This window comes from Noviherbaspirillum humi (genome assembly GCF_900188095.1).
In the GTDB taxonomy this organism is placed as follows: Bacteria; Pseudomonadota; Gammaproteobacteria; order Burkholderiales; family Burkholderiaceae_D; genus Noviherbaspirillum; species Noviherbaspirillum humi.
On sequence record NZ_FZOT01000008.1, the window covers coordinates 117744 to 134898 of the forward strand.

The window sequence follows — 17155 nt, forward strand, 5'->3', positions numbered from 1 at the left end:
CGCGCGCGGAATCCGGCCCGTATAATCGATCATTCGCCCCGCCCCGGTGGAGCGATGAAGAACCTGCAAAAACAGAAAAAATACGAAACGGACACGCAGTCCGCCAGGGGAAGACGATGCAGCCAGATACCAGACCGAGTCCGTTCTTTCGGCGGATGCGGCGCTTCATTCCGCCCGCCATCCAGGAGAACCCGGTCAGGCTCATGCATGCCGAGAACATCCTCTTCGGCTGCGTCATGGCGGGTTCCATTGCGCCCGTCTTCGGACTGCTCTACCTCTATCTCGGCGATCCGGCGACCGCCTGGCTCTGCTTTGCCGCCATCCCGCCCATACTGGCCGTGCCGCTGCTGCTCGGACGCGGCATCGCCCTCGCCCGCGATGCCCTCATCGCCGTCATCTTCCTGCTGCTGCTCGGTATCTGCTACCGGGTGGGCGGCATCTCGTCGCCTTCCATCATCTGGTTCTCCATGTGCTCCTTCATCGCCATGCTGGGCGGCGGGCTGCGCGCGGCGCTGCGCTGGGCCATCCTGAGCGTGCTGGCCGTGCTCGGCATTTACGCCGCGCAGAAATCCGGCTTTCCCTTTCCTGCGGTGCAGGTCCGCGACATGCCGCTGCTGCAGCTGGTCTCCACCATCGGCATCATCTGCTCGGTGGGCCTGGATATCTTCCTGTTCGAGAAAAGCCGGACCAACCTGGTGCGCGAACTGAACCAGGCCATGCATGCGGTGCAGCACCTCGCCACCCATGATGAACTGACCGGCGTCTTCAACCGGCGCGAGATACTGCGCCTGGCCGAACAGGAGAAACACCGCGCCGAGCGGCACGGCGGCGATTTCTGCATCTGCCTGATCGACATCGACCATTTCAAGGCGATCAACGACAGCTTCGGCCATGGCATCGGCGACCAGGTGATACGCGAGATCGCCTGCGCCATGCAATCCGAGGTCAGGAAGACCGACCACGTCGGCCGCTACGGCGGCGAGGAATTCCTGATGCTGCTCACCAGCACGTCGGCGGACGCGGCCCAGGCATTCGCCGAGCGCATCAGGCAGCGCGTGGCCGCCGCCCGCCTGCCTCTCCTGGAAGCGAAGCCGGTCACCATTTCAATGGGAATCGCCGCATTCCGCCCGGACGAGACGGTAGCCCAGGCCATCGCCCGCGCCGACGAGGCGCTCTACCGCGCCAAGTGGGAGGGACGGAACCGGATCGAGATGGCTTTGGGCATGCGGGAGCGCAGTGCCGCCTGAATAAAACATGAATGGCAAAGCATGACGCCTGGCTAGAAATCATGCCTATAGACGAATCCTGAACGACATCGACCCGATCTGTTCCAATGCTCTCAAGCGGTTAAAACGCCGCGCTTCTCAAATGGCTTGGTCTGAAAAAAACCGGTGACGGAGGAACATGTTGATTTAACATGAACCTTCGGAGGTTTCCATGAGCCAGTATTTTCGTATTTTTAATTCAAGCAAACTCCAATTTCTGGAGCCATCTCGATTCCCTTGTAGTGGCAATTTTCCCTCCATGCTTACCGGCAGCAAGCATCTGAGTGCCGGACTTGCACTACTTACCATCGGCTCAGCCAACTCGGCGTGGTTAGCACACAAGCAGCTTGGTCACTATTCACAGCAATGGCTTGGCTGTTGGAGCGGGGATATGGTTCAGCTAGTCGGCGATTACGAACAAGCCGATGTCTGGGACGAATTGAATCGGAACGGCCAAGATATCTCGCTTCAGGTGTTAACCATGATGTGCGAGTTATCAGCCGATCTGAAGGATGAAATCTTGAGCATTTATGCCGATGATCTAGTCAGCCTAGGCAATTTGGCAAGACTGGAGCATAGCCAGGTACTGGCCTTCGTCCAGAATAAATTCGGCAGGAATTGGTTGGACAAATACCACCGAAAACTAGCTGAGTCTTATCAGTAAAAGAAAAACGATTCGCCAAATGGACCGTAAGACAGCTTTAGTTAACGCTTATGTTTTCTGTATCGGGCAGATCGCAAATGCTGAAGAGGAAAGCCATTTAGGAGCCCTACCGGCGAATTCTTGGCAGTCCTGATTGGGGAAAATGAATTGAAGTCGGTTCTCGCGTAGGGATCAAAGCGCCTACTAAGTGTTGCCGCAGCGTTCCTGGACTTCTAAACCTGGCTTGCCGTCGCCAATACAGTCTTGATTCGCTCCATCAGCGCGCTCATGGTGAACGGCTTCACCAAAATCTGCATGTTCGCCGGCAGGGACTCGTTCTTCATCACCGCATTCTCCGCATAGCCGGTGATGAACAGCACCGGCAGGGCCGGCCAGTGGGTGCGCATGATGTCGGCCAGCTGGCGGCCGTTCATGCCGTTCGGCAGGCCGACATCCGTCACCAGCAGGTCGATGTTGGGCGCGGACTGGGCCACCTTCAGCGCCGTGGGCGCGTCTTCCGCCTGCAGCACCTGCATGCCCTGCATCTGCAGCATGTCGGCCAGCAGGCTGCGGACCACCGGCTCGTCGTCCACCACTAGCACGCTGGCATTCATCGACGCCACGGCCGGCGCCGACGCAGCGGCAGCCGCCGGATTTTCATCCCGGGTCGCCACATGGCGCGGCAGCTTCAGGCGGACCATGGTGCCCTTGCCCGGGCTGGAATAGATGCGCACCTGGCCGCCGGACTGCTTGGCGAAGCCATATACCATCGACAGGCCGAGGCCGGTTCCCTGGCCCATCGGCTTGGTGGTGAAGAAGGGATCGAAGGCGCGCTCCACCACTTCCGGCGGCATGCCGGTTCCGGTGTCGGAAACGCTCACCGCGACGTATTCGCCCGCCGTGAGCTCCTGATAGACCCGCACATGGCCGGCGCCGAGATGGATGTTTTCCGTCTCGATCACCAGCTTTCCGCCATCGGGCATCGCGTCGCGCGCATTGATGGCGAGATTGAGCAGCGCGCTTTCCAGCTGGTTCGGGTCGCACAGGGTGTTCCAGATGTCGGGCTGCAGCCGCGTCTCCACCTGGATTGCCGGCCCGGCGGTGCGCAGGATCAAGTCGTGCATGGAACCCACCAGCTGATTGACGTCGGTCGGCTTCGGGTCAAGCGCCTGGCGCCGCGAGAAGGCGAGCAGCCGGTGCGTCAGCGCCGAGGCGCGCTCGGTCACGGCCAGAGCGGCATCGATGCGCCGCCGCAGCTCGTCCGCCTCGCCCTGCCCCAGGCGCAGCTTGAGCAGCTCCAGGTTGCCCACCACGCCGGCCAGCATGTTGTTGAAATCATGGGCGAGGCCGCCGGTCAGCTGCCCTACCGCCTCCATTTTCTGCGATTGCCGCAGCGCTTCTTCCGCCGTCCGCAGCGCTTCCGCCTGGTGCTTCTCCGCCGTGATGTCGCGCGCCACGCCGTACAGGAGCTCGCCTTCCGGGACGATGGTCCACGACAGCCAGCGGTGGGAGCCGTCGCTGTGCATCACCCGCGTCTCGTAGCGCACCAGGGGCGTGCCGGCGGCGAGGACCAGCATGTTCCGCGCCACGTCGTCCTTGTCGTCGGGATACACCATGTCCATGAAGGGCATGCTGGTGGCGGCCTCCTCGGTCCAGCCGAGCGCGGCGCTGAATGCCGGATTCACGGTGAGGAAGCGTCCGGTGCCCAGCGATGCCACCGCCATGATGTCCTGGGCCATGCGCCATACGCGGTCGCGTTCGGCGGCATGCGCCGCGACCTCGCTCTCCAGCCTGGCGTTGAGCTCGCGCAGCGCCTCTTCCTTCTCCTTCAGGGCATTGAGCGCCGTGACCTTCGACGTGGTCTCGACCACGGTGCAGAGGATGCCGCCGACGGCGCCGTTCTCGTCACGGATGGGGCTGTAGGAAAAGGTGTAATAGGTCAGCTCCGGATAGCCATGGCGCTCCAGCACGATGGGAAGGTCTTCGGCGAAGGTGGCTTCTCCGGCCAGCGCACGGCGGGCGAACGGCCCCACCGTGTCCCAGGCCTCCGGCCAGACGTCGGCGAAAGGCTTGCCCAGCGCTTCCTTGACGCCAAGCAGCGGCGCATAGGCGTCGTTGTGGAAGCTGATGAATGCCTCGCCCCAGCACAAATACATGGGAAATCGGGAATTGAGCACCATGCTGATCGACGTCTTGAGCGCGGCCGGCCACTGCGCCATGTCGCCGAGCGGCGTGGCGTTCCAGTCGAAGGCCGCGATCTTTTCGCCCATGACGCCGCTCCCGGCGAGGAAGGCCGGGGACGCATCGACTGGCGTGACTGGCTGCTTCACGGTAGCTATCTCTCCTTGGCGCGTCAGGTTGAACGCAGTTTCGGTTCGCACGGGGGCGATGGAACGGCCGGTTGCACGGCCATCCGCCTTCCCGCAGGCATCACTTCCTCGATTCGATCGACGACCGGATGGTCGCCGTCAGCATCTCGAAGGAAATCGGCTTGGTCAGGTGGCGGTCGAAGCCGGATTCGATGGCCTGCTCCTTGTCCCGCTCCTGGCCGTAGCCGGTAAGCGCGATGATGACGGCATCCGCCGTTTCCGGCAGCTGCCGCAGGCGCGCGGCCACTTCCATGCCGGTCATGTCCGGCAGGCCGATGTCGAGGAAGATGATGTCCGGCCTGAACTGGCGCGCCATGTCGATGCCGGCGCCGCCGCCGTAGCTTTTCCGGACGTCGTGGCCATCGATCTCGAGCAGCGCCGCGAGCGTGTCGGCGGCATCGACGTTGTCGTCCACCACCAGGATGCGGTGGCCGGCAGCGCCAGGCATGCTGGCCTCATCCACGTGGTCGGGCTCGGCCTGCCGCATTGCCAGCGGCAGCCGGATCTCGAAGGTGCTGCCCTTGTCCGTTCCGGCGCTGGCGACGCTGACGCTGCCATGATGCAGTTCCACCAGCATCTTCACCAGCGCCAGCCCGATGCCGAGGCCGTCCTGAACCCGGTCCGGCAGGTGCCCGGCCTGGGTGAACAGCTCGAAGATGCTGGCGGCATCCTCGGACGACAGGCCGATGCCGTTGTCCCGCACCTGGATGACGACCTCATCGCCTTGCTGGGCGGCGCCGATGGCCAGCTCGCCGCCGGGCGGCGTGAACTTGGCGGCGTTGGTCAGCAGGTTGCAGATGATTTGGGCCAGGCGCACGCTGTCGCCGTTGAGCCAGAGGTCGCGATCCGGCAGTTCGACGGCAAAACGGTGCTGGTGCCGGTCGATGGCGGAACGGGCCGACTCCACCCCGGCCTGGATGACGGATTTCAGCTCCACCACCTCCTGGCGCAAGGTGATCTTGCCCTGGGAGATGCGCGCCACGTCCAGCAGGTCGTCGATGAGCCGGACCATGTGGTCGGTCTGGCGCAGAATGGTCTGGCGGGCGATCTCCTGGTTCTGCGCGCCCTGCGCATCGGCGTGATGCAGAAACTCGACCGCGTTGCGTATCGGCCCGAGCGGGTTGCGCAGCTCATGCGCCAGCACCGCCAGGAATTCGTTCTTGCGCCGGTCCATGTCGCGCAGTTCCCGCTCCACACGGCCCAGGCGCAGCAAGGCGCGCACGTTGGCCACCAGTTCCTCCGGCTCGATCGGCTCGAACAGGTAGTTGTCCGCGCCGCCTTCGAGCGCGCGTATCTTGTCGCTGGTGCCGATGAACGAAGCGGACGTCTGCAGCACCAGGATCATCTGCGTCGCCTTGTCTTCCTTCAGCATGCGGCAGACGTCGAAGCCGTTGATGTCGGGCAGCTTGACGTCGAGCAGCACCAGGGACGGCATCTCCGAGCGCGCCAGCGCCAGCGCATCGGCGCCGCTGGCCGCTTCGGCCACGCGGAAGCCGGCGCGGGTCAGGATGCGCGTCTTCGCATAGCGGGCCGCATCGGTGTCGTCCACGTTGAGGATGAGCTCGTCAGCTTGGTTTGACGTCATATCGGTTCGATTGCATGGTGTCGTTAACGTTCTGCTGCGGCGCCTCGCCCGATTCGGAGCCGGTGAGGCGGCGCAGGGCCCCCAGCAGATCCTCGCGGAACAGCGGCTTGACGAAATAGGCGTCGGCGCCCAGGGTGTATCCCTTGTGCTGGTCGTCCACCTCGGTGGCGATGATGACCGGCACCTGCCGCCGCTGCGGATCCATCTTCAGCTTGTTGAGCCAGCGCCAGGTATCCTCGCTGCCCAGATGGATGTCGAGCAGCACCGCCGCCGGCGACAACGTGCCCCAGGCCTGCTCGGCCTCCCAGACGCTGCGGACGGTCACCGGCCTGAACTCCGTTTCCTCCAGGTACTTCTCATACATCAGGCTGGTCTGGCGGTTGTCCTCCACGATGAGCAGCGGCAAGCGGCCATCATCCTCGGCCTGGCTGGGCAGCGCCTGCCAGGCCGGCTCGTCCTGCTGCAGCCGCAGCGGCAGCACCACCGAAAACGCCGATCCGGTGCCGAGTTCGCTTTCCAGCTCGATGCGGCCGCCGAGCAGGTGAGCCAGCTTGCGGCACAGCGGCAGGCCGAGGCCGGTTCCCTTCACCCGCTGCTGCAGGCGGTTCTCCACCTGGCTGAACTCCTCGAAGATGACCTGATGGTTTTCCGGGGCGATGCCCAGACCGGTATCGCGCACCGTGAAGCGCACCGCCTCTTCATCGGGCAGGGCGGCGGCGCTGACGCGCACCTCGCCGGTCTCGGTGAACTTGAGCGCGTTCGAAATGAAATTGCGCAGGATTTGCGATACCTTGGCTTCGTCGGTATGGATGCTGCCGACACCCTCGGGCTCGTCGAAGACCAGCCTCACGGTTTCGGTGACCAGCAGCGGCCGCAGCATGCCGCGCAGGGCGCTGAACATCTCGGCGACGTCGAACCGGGAAGGACGGACTTCGATCTTGCCGGCCTCTATCTTGGCCAGGTCCAGCAGGTCGTTCACCAGCTCGCTCAGCGATTCCGAGCCCTTGAGGATGAACTGGATCTGCTTTTCCTGCTCTCCGGTGAGCTCGCCGTCCACCCGGTCCAGCAGCAGCTTGCACAGCGCCCGGATGGAACTGAGCGGCGTGCGGAACTCATGGCTCATGTTGGACAGGAAGCGCGATTTCATTTCATCGGCGCGGCGCAGATGATCGGCCTTCTCGTCCAGCTCGGCATAAAGGGCCACCACGCCGCGATTCGTATCCTCCAGTTCGCGGGTGAGCTGCAGCATTTCATCCTGGCGCGCCTTGAGCTCCGCCAGCGTGCTCAGCAGCTCCTGATTCTGCTGCTGCAATTCCGCCAGGGTGGCGCCGGCCTGCGAGCCGGATGCCAGCTGCGCGCCAAAGTCGCCCGCCATGCGGGCGGTGATGAGCGGCGCGCCGGCGGGCAGCAGCTTCTTGAGCAGGATGGTGGTGCCCTTTCCCGGCGCCGTATCGATCTCGCACTGGTCCATCAGCCGCCGCGCGCCGATGAGGCCCAGGCCCATGCCGGTGCTGGACTGGTAGCGTCCGGACAGCACCAGGTCGAGATGGGGGATGCCCGGTCCCTGGTCTTCGATCGAAATCATCAGCACCTGCGGCGTGGTGACGCCTTCGACGGAAAACTCGATGCGGCCGCGGCCGGCATAGTTGTAGACGTTGCGGGCCAGCTCCGACACCGAGGTGGCGATGCGGGTCTGGTCCTGCGCGCCGAAGCCGCACAGGCCCGCGATCTGGCGCGCGCGCTGGCGCGATGCGACGACGTCGAGCTCGCCGTCGATGCGCAGGGTAAGCAGTCGCAGCGCCATCTCAGCGCCTCCCGCCTTCGCGCACGGCGAGCACCGTCACATCGTCGCGGCCGCGGCAGAAGTCGCGGTACAGCACGCCGGCGATGATCGCCGGATGGCACGCCGCCAGGCCAGGATACTGGTCGATGTCCCAGCGGCTGCCGAGGCCGTCCGAGTGCATCAGGAGCAGGCAGCCGTCGTGCCAGGGCGCCGTGAACTCCTGCACCTTGCGCATGTTGCTGCCGACGATGCCGTTGTGCGACACCAGCTGGCGCCGATCCCGGCCGTCCAAGACGCTGGCCGCAATATTGCCGACGCCGGCGAATACGATCTGTTCGGCCATCATGTCGATGCGGGCGATGGCGACGGCGGCGCCCCGCGTGGCGCGCAGCGCGCCATGGACATCCTGCATCGAAGCGGCCGGCGGCAGGCCGGGCGCGTCGGCGAACATGCTGGTGGCGGCGCCGGCGGCGGCGGCCGCATGCTCGCCGTGCCCCAGCCCGTCGGCCACCATGACGGCCGCCGCATTCGGCTCGGCGGCGATGGCCCAGGCATCGCCGCAGGCGACTTCTCCCGGTATGGGCACGCAGACCGCGCCGACATGCAGCAGGGGCGCCGGCGGCAGCGCGCCCTTGGGCCATACCGTCATCAGGATCACCGTGCCTTTGTCCGGTTGGGTGTAGAGATCGAACTCGTCCGCCAGCCGGCGCATCGCGCCGAGGCCGACGCCGTAGCTGCCCGCCGTCGAGGTGCCATCCTGCATGCTGAAGGAGACATTGCGCATGCCGGGGCCGGCATCGATGGCCAGCACCTCGATGCCGCCATCGCTGCCGGAACGAAGCGGGCGGATGAGTATCTGCCCCCGGCCGGCATGCTTGAGGATGTTGGTTGCGGCTTCGGTGACGACCAGCGCCACCTCGCCGGCGGCGATGTCATCGAAGCCGAGTTCGGCGGCGAGATCGGTCGCCTCGCGCCGGGCGGCCGCCACCGCGCTCGATTCCTCGATGCGGACCAGGCGCTGCCGGCTGGATGGGCTCAGAATGGTTTCCATTTGGTGATCTTGACCGTCGTTCCCCTGCCCGGTTCTGAATCGATGTCGAATTCGTCGGATAGCCGCTTGGCGCCGCCCAGGCCGAGGCCCATGCCGCCGCCGCTGGTGTAGCCGTCGGTCAAGGCCTGCTTGATATCCGGAATGCCGGGGCCATGGTCGATGAACACCAGCGTCACGCCCTTGCGGCTGCCGTTCATCACCTTCAGCAGATGCGATTCGCCGCCGCCGCCATAGCGCACGGTATTGCGCGCCAGCTCGCTCGCGGCGGTGATCATTTTCGTCTGGTCGACCAGGCTGAAGCCGACAGACACCAGGCACTCCCGCACCGCTTGGCGCAGGCGCACCACATCTTCGTCGGAGCGCAGGGGCACGATGGTTGCGTCCACGTCCTTGGTACTCAAAATGTCAGCCTTTCACAAAAGCGCGGCATCGGCCGCGCTCAATCCTCTCGCCGCTGCAGCAGCTTGATTCCCTGCTCGACGTTCAGCGCCGTCTTCACGCCTTCCAGCTTCAGGCCGAGCTCCACCAGCGTGATGGCCACCGCCGGCTGCATGCCGACGACCACCGTGCTGGCATCGAGGATCTTGGCCATGGCGGCCGTGTTGCTGATCATGCGGCCGATGAAGGAATCCACGATGTCCAGCGCGGAGATGTCGATCAGAACGCCGCGCGCCTTGTCCTTTACGATGCGGGCGGTGAGGTCGTCCTGCAGCGTCATCGCCAGCCGGTCGTGCATGTCCACCTGGATGGTCACCAGCAGCAGGTTGCCCATCCTCAGAATTGGAATCCGCTCCATCCGTGCCTCAGCGCTCTGCGGCGTTGTGGATGACGGCGGCGCCGGTGCGCTTGAGCGCGACCATGAACGCGTCGGCCAGCGTCGCCTTGGTGATCACGTCTTCCAGGTTGACGCCGAGATGCACGATGGTCTGGGCGATCTGCGGACGGATGCCGCTGATGATGCAGTCGGCGCCCATCAGGCGAGCCGCCGCCACCGTCTTCAGCAGGTGCTGGGCCACCAGGGTGTCGACCGTCGGCACGCCGGTGATGTCGACGATGGCGATCGAGGCCCCGGTATCGATGATCTTCTGCAGCAGGTTTTCCATCACCACCTGGGTGCGGGCGCTGTCGAGGGTGCCGATCAGCGGCACGGCGAGGATGTCCCTCCACAGCTGCACCACCGGAGTGGAGAGCTCGAGCAGTTCCTGCTGCTGGCGCAGGATCACCTGCTCCCGACCCTTCATGTGCTCTTCGATCGTGAACAGGCCGAGCTTGTCGAACAGCGATCCGGTGCTTGCGGTTTCCTCCACCAGCGCGATCGGATCGGATGCCAGTTCGGTGCGCAGCAGGGAAAACAGCGGCTCTTTCAGCGAGAAGACGAAGGTTGCTGTTTCCGACGGCGTGAAACCCTGGCGCAGTCGCGACTGCGAGATCTCGCTCAACTGGCGGCGCACTTCGTCCCAGGCGCCGGCATCGATGTCGTAGCTGCCGTCCTTCTCCACCGCTGACGCCACCGTTGGCAAAAACTCTCTGGCCTGCTGGCGCATTTCGGTCTCGGCGTTTCGATCGCGCCTGACGGTGCGGGAAAGCATGCCCTCCATCCACCCGCTCAGCAGGGTGTCCTGATTGTTCCGGATGATTTTAGCGAGGTGGCCGGTGGTCTGTTTTGTCATTCAAGCTCCTTTGGCGAATTGGCCGTCGGCGACAGGCGCGACCCCATGGATCATCTTGTCGCAGGCAGCGGCGCGCATGGTTGATTTATTGTGTGGTATTGCGCGAGAGCGCTGATTCTACAGCGGAAAGGTGATGGTGTTGCTTAATATGGATAAGTAATTCGGCTCGAATCGCTGCTTGCAGACAAGGCGATCACAGCACCATAGCCATGGCTTGATATTGCTCAATGGATAGCCGATTGATAGGTGCAAATTGCATGCACTTTTCGCTGCATGGCAGCCGTAAAGAAAGGGCTCATGGAGGGGGCCCTTCTCGCCTGAAGGGAAGATCGCGCCGAACCCATACGGTTCGAGTCGCGGCTGGGCGCGGGTAGGAGAATGCCGGGAACGTGCTAGACCACGCACTCCCCGAAATAGCCCAGCTGCAGGCTGGAAGCGATGCGCTCGGCGACCTGGATCACCACGTCCGCCTGCTCGATGCCGAAGGTTTCAATGGCGCTCAGGCGGAACAGCGTGAGCCAGTGCACGAAGTGTTCCCTCTGGATGCCGGCGAGCGCCATGTGCCTGCCGAAGACATTGCCCTGAAACTCGCCTGTGCCGAGCAGCACCTTGGTCCAGAACGCGACCATGCGCGGCATGTGGCTTTCCCACCTGCCGGCCAGCATGCGCTCGAATACCGGCGCCAGCACCGCATCCTGGCGGACGCGGCCGTAGAAGAGGTCGACCATGCTGCGGATGGAGGCTTCGGTGATGGCGGCATGGTTCATGATCGCTCCTTAAAAAGACGGCCGCGCCGCCCCGACTTCAGGTCTTACTTCAAGTAGTTCAACAGCTCGGGGCCGAAGACTTCGCGGTGCAGGCGCTGAGCCGGTACGCCGGTGGCGAGCAGCTGGAGCCACTGGCCCTGCATGAACTCGATCGGACCGCACAGATAGACGTCCGCTTCGGCGCGTGCCCAGGCGGGCAGCAAATTGGCATGCATGCGTCCGGCGTGGGCGGCAGTGCCGTCGCATTCGGCGCCATCCTCGTAGAACAGCGCCACTTTCAGATTGGGCATGGTTTGCCGGGCGCGGGCCAGGTCGCCCTGATGGGCATGCCAGCCCCGGCCCCTTGCCGCATGGCCGAACACGACCTCGCGCGCCGGATTGGCCTGCGCGATGCGGTTCAGCACCGAGATCATCGGCGTGATGCCGACGCCGGCCGACAGCAGCACCAGCGGCGCATCGGACTCGGCATCCGGCGTGAAGTCGCCGAAGGGATGGGTGATCCGGATGGACGCACCGGCGCGGACACGGTCATGCAGCCAGTTGGAGACGCGGCCCGCCGGCCTGGCGGGATCGCGCTCGCGCTTGATGGACAGGCGCAGCGTTTGGCCGTTCGGCGCATCGGACAGGCTGTACTGGCGCAGCTGGGTGCTGCCATCGTCGAAAGTCACGGCGACACTGACGTACTGGCCCGGCTTGAAAGCCGGCAGGATTTCGCCTTCACGGGCTTCGAGGATGAAGGACTTGATGTCCTCCGACTCGGTGCGGACTTCGCGCACGCGCATTTCCTGCAGCGCGCCAGGCTGGGTGCCTGCGATTTCATACAGGGCGCGTTCCGCGTCGATTAGGGCATTGGCGAGTTCGGAGTAGGCCTCGTCCCAGGCGGCGATCAGTTCCGGCGTCGCGGCCTCGCCCAGCACCTGCTGGATCGCGCCGAGCAGGTGACGGCCGACGATGGGATAGTGGTCGGCGCGGATGCCGACGGAAGCATGCTTGTGCACGATGCGGGTCACCACCGGCGCCAGCGCCTGGGCATTGTCGATGTTCGCCGCATAGGCGAATACCGCCGCCGCCAGGGATTGCTGCTGGACGCCGCTGGCCTGGTTGCCCATGTTGAAGAGATTCTTCAGCTCCGGATGGGCGGAGAACATGTTGCCGTAGAAGGTGCGGGTAATGGTGAGTCCATGCTCCTGCAGTACGGGAACGCTGGCATCGATATAAGGGCGGGCGGCGGCAGAAACCATTCACATCTCCGGAAATTAGATGCTTATAAAATGCATCATTAAGGATGAAGACCGGCGCGAAGAGCACCTGCCGGTCAGGCAGCGGTCGACGCCGAATGCGGGTGCGCGGACTTCACTGCCCGTGCTGCAAGCGCAGGAAGGCGGCGCGGATATCGCTCCGGCAATCGTTCGAGAAGGATTCTACCAAAAGATGCATTGCAAATGCACTTTAATTTGCACGGACAAATTGTCCATGCCTGCCCGCTTCAGCCGATGTCATCAGATCGGCAACCAGGCACCCTTGTACAGCACGGGTCCGGTCGGCGCGTTGGGATTGGGCGATCCGCCGCTCGGCTCGAGGGACACGGCAAGCGCCGGCACCGATTGCGGCGACACATCCTGCGGCAAGGGCAGGCTGGCGCCGCCGACCGGATCGAGCAGGCCAAGGGAACGCGGGCTGCCCTCCTTCGGCAAGGCCCACAGCTGCAGGCTGCGGTCCGCCGGGATGGAGGAAAGCGTCACCACCTTCACCGACAACTGCCGGCGTCGGCTGTCGCCGGTGACGATGAAGGCAGTCTGGGCTTTGTCATCCCCGAGCACTGCGACATAGGAAGGCGCCGCTTCGATGTCGGGCTGGCGGATGAGGAGGATGGCCAGCAGCAGCCCCGCCACCGCCGTGGCGCCGGCACCCAGCCAGCGCCAGAAGTTCAGGCTGCCATGCCAGATCGATGTCCGGCGCAGCGAGGAAGTTGGTGCGATGCCGGCTTCGATCGCCCGCCACACCCGCGGCGGCGGCTCGACCGGCGGCGTCAGTTCGGCCAGCGGCGCCAGGCGGTCCTGCCATTCGGCCACCGCGCGGCGCAAGGCCGCATCTTCGAGCAGCCAGCTTTCGAAACGCCGGCGCGCGCCGCCGCGCAGCGTCCCCAGCGCGTATTCGCCGGCCAGCTTCTCGCGCAGTGCGGCATTGTGGCGGATGTTCATATCGCCTCCCCGCCCAGGCAAAGCCGCAACCGCTCCAGGCCGCGCCGTATCCAGGTCTTCACGGTGCCGATCGGCAGCATGAGCCGGGTCGCGACTTCGCTGTGCGACAGGTCATGGAAGTAGGCCAGCGCGATCGCCTGCCGGTGCAGGCCTTCCAGCCGCTGCAGGCAGCGGGACAGCGCCACGGCATCGCGGCTGAACTGCAGCGCCTCGCCGGATGGCGCATCCGCAGATTCCATCGCCTCGATCATCGTCAGCATGCCATCGTCCCCCTGGCCGGCATCCAGTTCCAGCGCAGGGTCCGCGCGCCGCAAGAGATCGAACGCCTTGTTGCGCACGATGGCCGTGAGCCAGGTCATGGGCGCCGCCATGCCGGCTTGATAGGCGGCGGCGCTGTTCCAGATGTTGACGAAGCTTTCCTGCAGCGCTTCCTCGGCGACTTCCCGCCTGGAGAGGATGCGCAGGGCATAGCCGAACAATTTGGGCGCGGTGGCGGCGTAGAGCTGCGCAAAGGCGTGACGGTCCTGCCGCGCGATTGCATGCAGCCAGGCTTGAAGTTGGTGGGGGTCGGTCGTCGCCAATTTTTTTCGGTATGGGTGGAAGCGAACAGCGCCGGGATGACGGCTGCCTCCCTGCAGGCCGGCCGTCATGATTCCTCTATTATAGGCATCATCCACCCGCATCTGCTCATGCAATCGGCTTAGCGGCATCCGCCCTCCCGCACCGTCAGCGTGAGATTGCCCCAGAAGCTGTCCCAATCCGCATCGGCCGTGCCTTCGGCGGGAATCATGTGCACCACGCTGAACATCCACTCTCCGGCATAAGGCAGGTCGATTGTCGCCTGGCCCTGCCCATCGGTATGGGCGCGGATCAGCGTCGTCTGGCCGGAGCGCCTGTGCCAAGCCTTGAGCAACGCGCCTGCGAGCGGCCGGCCGTCGAAGCTCACCGCGAGCGGCAGGTCGGCGCCTGGCCGCAGATCGCCGGCCTGAAAGCGGGGCAGGATTTCCAGCCGCTGCCCGGTGCCGACGGCGTGGACCTGGCTGTTCATCGCGCCGGCGTCGCCGACGCATATCAGGTGCTTGACGTGACGGCGAAAGCGTTCGCGCCCCGGGCGGTCCGCCAACCCATGCTCCTCGCGCCAGCGGACGATGGCATCCAGCCCTTCGTCATGCAGGTAGGCGTGAAATCTGCCGGCCGGCAGCGTGATCAGGCTGGGATGGCTGTCGTAGGCGATCAGATGCATGCCCGGCCGCAGCGCCGGCAGCGCCAGCGCTTCCAGCATGCCGTCGCGAGGCAGGCGCGGAAGGAGGTCCTCCACGCCGGCCCCGGTGTAATGGCGCATCGCCGCCGCATGTTCGCGAGTGAAGCCGACCCGGCTGCCTTCGAAATACTCACCCACCAGCAGTTGCAGGCGCGCGCTCCCCGCCGGACCAGGCAGGGAAGACATCCAGAATTCATGGGCGACCGCGGCCGGCGCGGCGAGCATGAGGCCGAGCAGCAGGCTGGCAAGAGCGGGAACGGCGGTCAGGCGTATCTGCATGGCAAGGCGTCGCGGAAGGTGAGGCACATCACAAAGGCCGTCGTGGGCAGCGGCTTCGACGCCGCATATGCCATATACGCGCCCAAGGCCCGGGCGGATTCAACATTGATGCAATCGCTCCGGTCGATGAATATTTCGCAACGCCTGAATCCGATCCGCGCGCCGCCGCGTATAGACGTAGACAGGCCCGCATGTCGCGGCCTGCTTGTCCATTCAGGAGATGATCATGCCCACACCATCGTTGAAGAAACGCTGCAGCATTGCGCTTGCCCTTGCCTCCATCGCCTGTTCCCTGCCCGCGCTGGCCTCCAGCCACCGCGAGGCGCCGTTCATCACCCGCCAGCCCAAGGTCGACGCCACCGACTTCTACATGTTCCGCAGCACCGAAGCCGGCCGCACCGACTACGTGACCCTGATCGCCAACTACATGCCGCTCCAGGACCCCTACGGCGGACCGAACTACTTCGCCATGGACCCTGATGCCCTGTACGAAATCCACGTCGACAACAACGGCGACGGCAAGGAAGACATCACCTTCCAGTTCCGCTTCAATTACCAGAACAAGGATGCACAGCTCAACGTCGGCGGCAAGGCGGTGTCCATTCCGCTGGTGATCAATGGCAGCGGGGACATCAACAGCCCCAACTCGAGCGCGGCCAACGTGAGGGAAACCTACACCGTGGACATCGTGCGCGGCGACCGCCGCGGCGGCAACCGGCAGGCCGTCACCAGCGGCGGCAACGCCAGCTTCGACAAGCCGCTCGACAACATCGGCAACAAGAGCATCAGCGACTACGACAGCTACGCCAACCGCCACGTCTACACGGCGAACATTCCCGGCTGCGGCGCGCCCGGCCGCGTGTTCGTCGGCCAGCGCAAGGATCCCTTCGTGGTCAACCTGGGAGAGACCTTCGACCTGATCAACATCGCCGCACCGGCCACCGCCTTCGATCCGAACGCGGAGCGCCTCGAAAAGGATTCTCTCGCCGGCAAGAACGTCACCTCGATCGCGCTCGAAGTGCCGATCGCCTGTCTGACCAATGGCGCCGAGCCGGTGATCGGCGCCTGGACCACCGCCAGCCTGCGCCAGGCCCGCCTGCTCAATCCGACGCCGGCCAATCTGTCCGCCAGCAAGGAAGGCGGCGCCTGGACCCAGGTGTCGCGCCTCGGCATGCCGCTGGTCAATGAAGTGGTGATCGGACTGAAGGACAAGGACAGGTTCAACCACAGCAAGCCGAGCAACGACGGGCAATTCGCCGACTACGTCACCAATCCCACCCTGCCGGCCCTGGTCGAGACGCTGTTCGCCGGCGCCGGGGTGAAGGCGCCCACCAACTTCCCGCGCACCGACCTGGTTGCCGCCTTCCTTACCGGCGTGAAGACCCTAAACCAGCCGGCCAATGTGGTGCCGTCTGAAATGCTGCGGCTGAACACCGCCGTGGCGCCGTCGTCCAGCCCGAACAGGCTCGGCGTGCTCGGCGGCGACAATGCCGGCTTCCCCAACGGCCGCCGCATCGGCGACGACGTGGTCGACATCGCCCTGCGCGTCGTCATGGGCAGGCTGTGCACGGTGAACGGCGTCAACACCCTGGTCGGCTGCACGCCGGACAAGGCGCCTTCCGGCGCCATCGATTTCACCGATGGCGCCTATCTCGACCATGGCAGCAATTTCGTGAATGCCGCCTTCCCCTATCTGAAGACGCCGCTCGCCGGTTCGCCGTCGAACTAAGCCACTTATCCAAGGAGCATGCAATGAAAAGCCTGATTTTGGTCATCGCCGCATCGCTGTTGCTGGCGGCGTGCGGCAGCGGCGGAGATGATGCCGGCACCGCCTCTGCCGCACCGGCGCCGGGCGCGGCCGGCGGCACCGCCCTCGATGCCTTCACCAGCTTCGTCGCCAACCTGGCCGCCAGCCGATCGGAAGACGCGGAGCCGGTTTCCGCCGATGCCATCGGCCTGAGCACTTCGGAGACCAGCGAACCCGCGGCGCTCTAGCACCCGCCCTTCCGTCCAAATGGAAGGGCGGGCCAGGGCCGGCGCGCGAATCGCTCCGGCCCGCCGCTGTCTGCCACGGACGCCTCCCGACCGGTCCGCAGGCCGCGCATGCACGGCGTTGACATCCTGGAGGCAGCTTACGATTCCGTCTGGAAAGCCGCATCTGCATCAAGCGCTCTGCGAATATCTGAACCGCCGGCTCGGGCGGCGCGGAATCTTCGCTGCCGCATCGGGTCACAACAATTTTCTACACATGCAGCCGTTCGCCGATGATCACGCCACTTCC

The 17155-nt window shown here is 64.9% G+C and carries 16 protein-coding genes; 4 read left to right on the forward strand and 12 right to left on the reverse strand.

The genetic code is table 11. The features are described from left to right. Positions 1–203: 203 nt before the first annotated feature. A complete protein-coding gene (locus CHB88_RS13605) occupies positions 204–1247 on the forward strand; it encodes a GGDEF domain-containing protein (RefSeq protein WP_176442461.1) in 1044 nt (347 codons plus the stop codon). Positions 1248–1437: 190 nt separating this feature from the next. Beyond that, a complete protein-coding gene (locus CHB88_RS13610; RefSeq protein ID WP_143131269.1) occupies positions 1438–1929 on the forward strand; it encodes a hypothetical protein in 492 nt (163 codons plus the stop codon). A 212-nt stretch (positions 1930–2141) separates the two neighbouring features. Here the strand turns inward: CHB88_RS13610 and CHB88_RS13615 are convergent, their stop codons facing one another. From CHB88_RS13615 to CHB88_RS13670, 12 genes are all read right to left on the reverse strand, one after another. Beyond that, positions 2142–4238 (reverse strand): hybrid sensor histidine kinase/response regulator, encoded by a 2097-nt coding sequence (locus CHB88_RS13615; RefSeq protein WP_217900166.1) that lies wholly within the window; start codon positions 4236–4238, stop codon positions 2142–2144. A 100-nt stretch (positions 4239–4338) separates the two neighbouring features. Then, positions 4339–5862: a response regulator gene (locus CHB88_RS13620; RefSeq protein WP_089399880.1), complete on the reverse strand. Its 1524-nt coding sequence runs from the start codon at positions 5860–5862 to the stop codon at positions 4339–4341. Beyond that, positions 5843–7666 (reverse strand): ATP-binding protein, encoded by a 1824-nt coding sequence (locus CHB88_RS13625; RefSeq protein WP_089399881.1) that lies wholly within the window; start codon positions 7664–7666, stop codon positions 5843–5845. Before CHB88_RS13625 ends, CHB88_RS13620 begins: the two co-directional genes overlap by 20 nt. A gap of 1 nt (position 7667) precedes the next feature. After that, positions 7668–8696, reverse strand: coding sequence for an ATP-binding SpoIIE family protein phosphatase (locus CHB88_RS13630; protein WP_089399882.1), 1029 nt, complete (start codon positions 8694–8696; stop codon positions 7668–7670). Beyond that, complete coding sequence (locus CHB88_RS13635; RefSeq protein WP_176442462.1) at positions 8681–9097, reverse strand: anti-sigma regulatory factor; 417 nt, start codon at positions 9095–9097, stop codon at positions 8681–8683. The genes CHB88_RS13630 and CHB88_RS13635 overlap by 16 nt, the downstream gene beginning before the upstream one ends. A gap of 38 nt (positions 9098–9135) precedes the next feature. After that, positions 9136–9492: an STAS domain-containing protein gene (locus tag CHB88_RS13640; RefSeq protein ID WP_089399884.1), complete on the reverse strand. Its 357-nt coding sequence runs from the start codon at positions 9490–9492 to the stop codon at positions 9136–9138. A gap of 7 nt (positions 9493–9499) precedes the next feature. Further along, positions 9500–10366, reverse strand: coding sequence for an STAS domain-containing protein (locus CHB88_RS13645; protein WP_089399885.1), 867 nt, complete (start codon positions 10364–10366; stop codon positions 9500–9502). A gap of 392 nt (positions 10367–10758) precedes the next feature. Beyond that, entirely contained in the window at positions 10759–11133 is a 375-nt protein-coding gene (locus CHB88_RS13650; protein ID WP_089399886.1) for a group III truncated hemoglobin, read from the reverse strand. A gap of 44 nt (positions 11134–11177) precedes the next feature. After that, positions 11178–12374 carry an NO-inducible flavohemoprotein gene (hmpA, locus tag CHB88_RS13655; protein WP_089399887.1) on the reverse strand — a complete coding sequence of 399 codons (1197 nt, stop codon included), beginning with the start codon at positions 12372–12374 and terminating at the stop codon, positions 11178–11180. A gap of 258 nt (positions 12375–12632) precedes the next feature. Further along, on the reverse strand, positions 12633–13334 hold the full coding sequence (locus CHB88_RS13660; protein WP_089399888.1) for an anti-sigma factor: 702 nt from the start codon (positions 13332–13334) through the stop codon (positions 12633–12635). Beyond that, positions 13331–13915, reverse strand: a complete 585-nt coding sequence (locus CHB88_RS13665) for a sigma-70 family RNA polymerase sigma factor (protein WP_245844964.1) — start codon at positions 13913–13915, stop codon at positions 13331–13333. Before CHB88_RS13665 ends, CHB88_RS13660 begins: the two co-directional genes overlap by 4 nt. A 119-nt stretch (positions 13916–14034) precedes the next feature. After that, entirely contained in the window at positions 14035–14874 is an 840-nt protein-coding gene (locus CHB88_RS13670) for a DUF4198 domain-containing protein (protein WP_089399890.1), read from the reverse strand. 226 nt (positions 14875–15100) lie between these two features. Here CHB88_RS13670 and CHB88_RS13675 point away from each other — a divergent pair, with 226 nt between their 5' ends. Continuing rightward, the gene (locus CHB88_RS13675; protein ID WP_089399891.1) at positions 15101–16603 is read left to right on the forward strand and encodes a DUF4331 domain-containing protein; all 1503 of its coding nucleotides are present in this window, start codon (positions 15101–15103) and stop codon (positions 16601–16603) included. A gap of 23 nt (positions 16604–16626) precedes the next feature. Further along, positions 16627–16869 carry a hypothetical protein gene (locus CHB88_RS13680; RefSeq protein ID WP_089399892.1) on the forward strand — a complete coding sequence of 81 codons (243 nt, stop codon included), beginning with the start codon at positions 16627–16629 and terminating at the stop codon, positions 16867–16869. Positions 16870–17155: the final 286 nt, after the last annotated feature.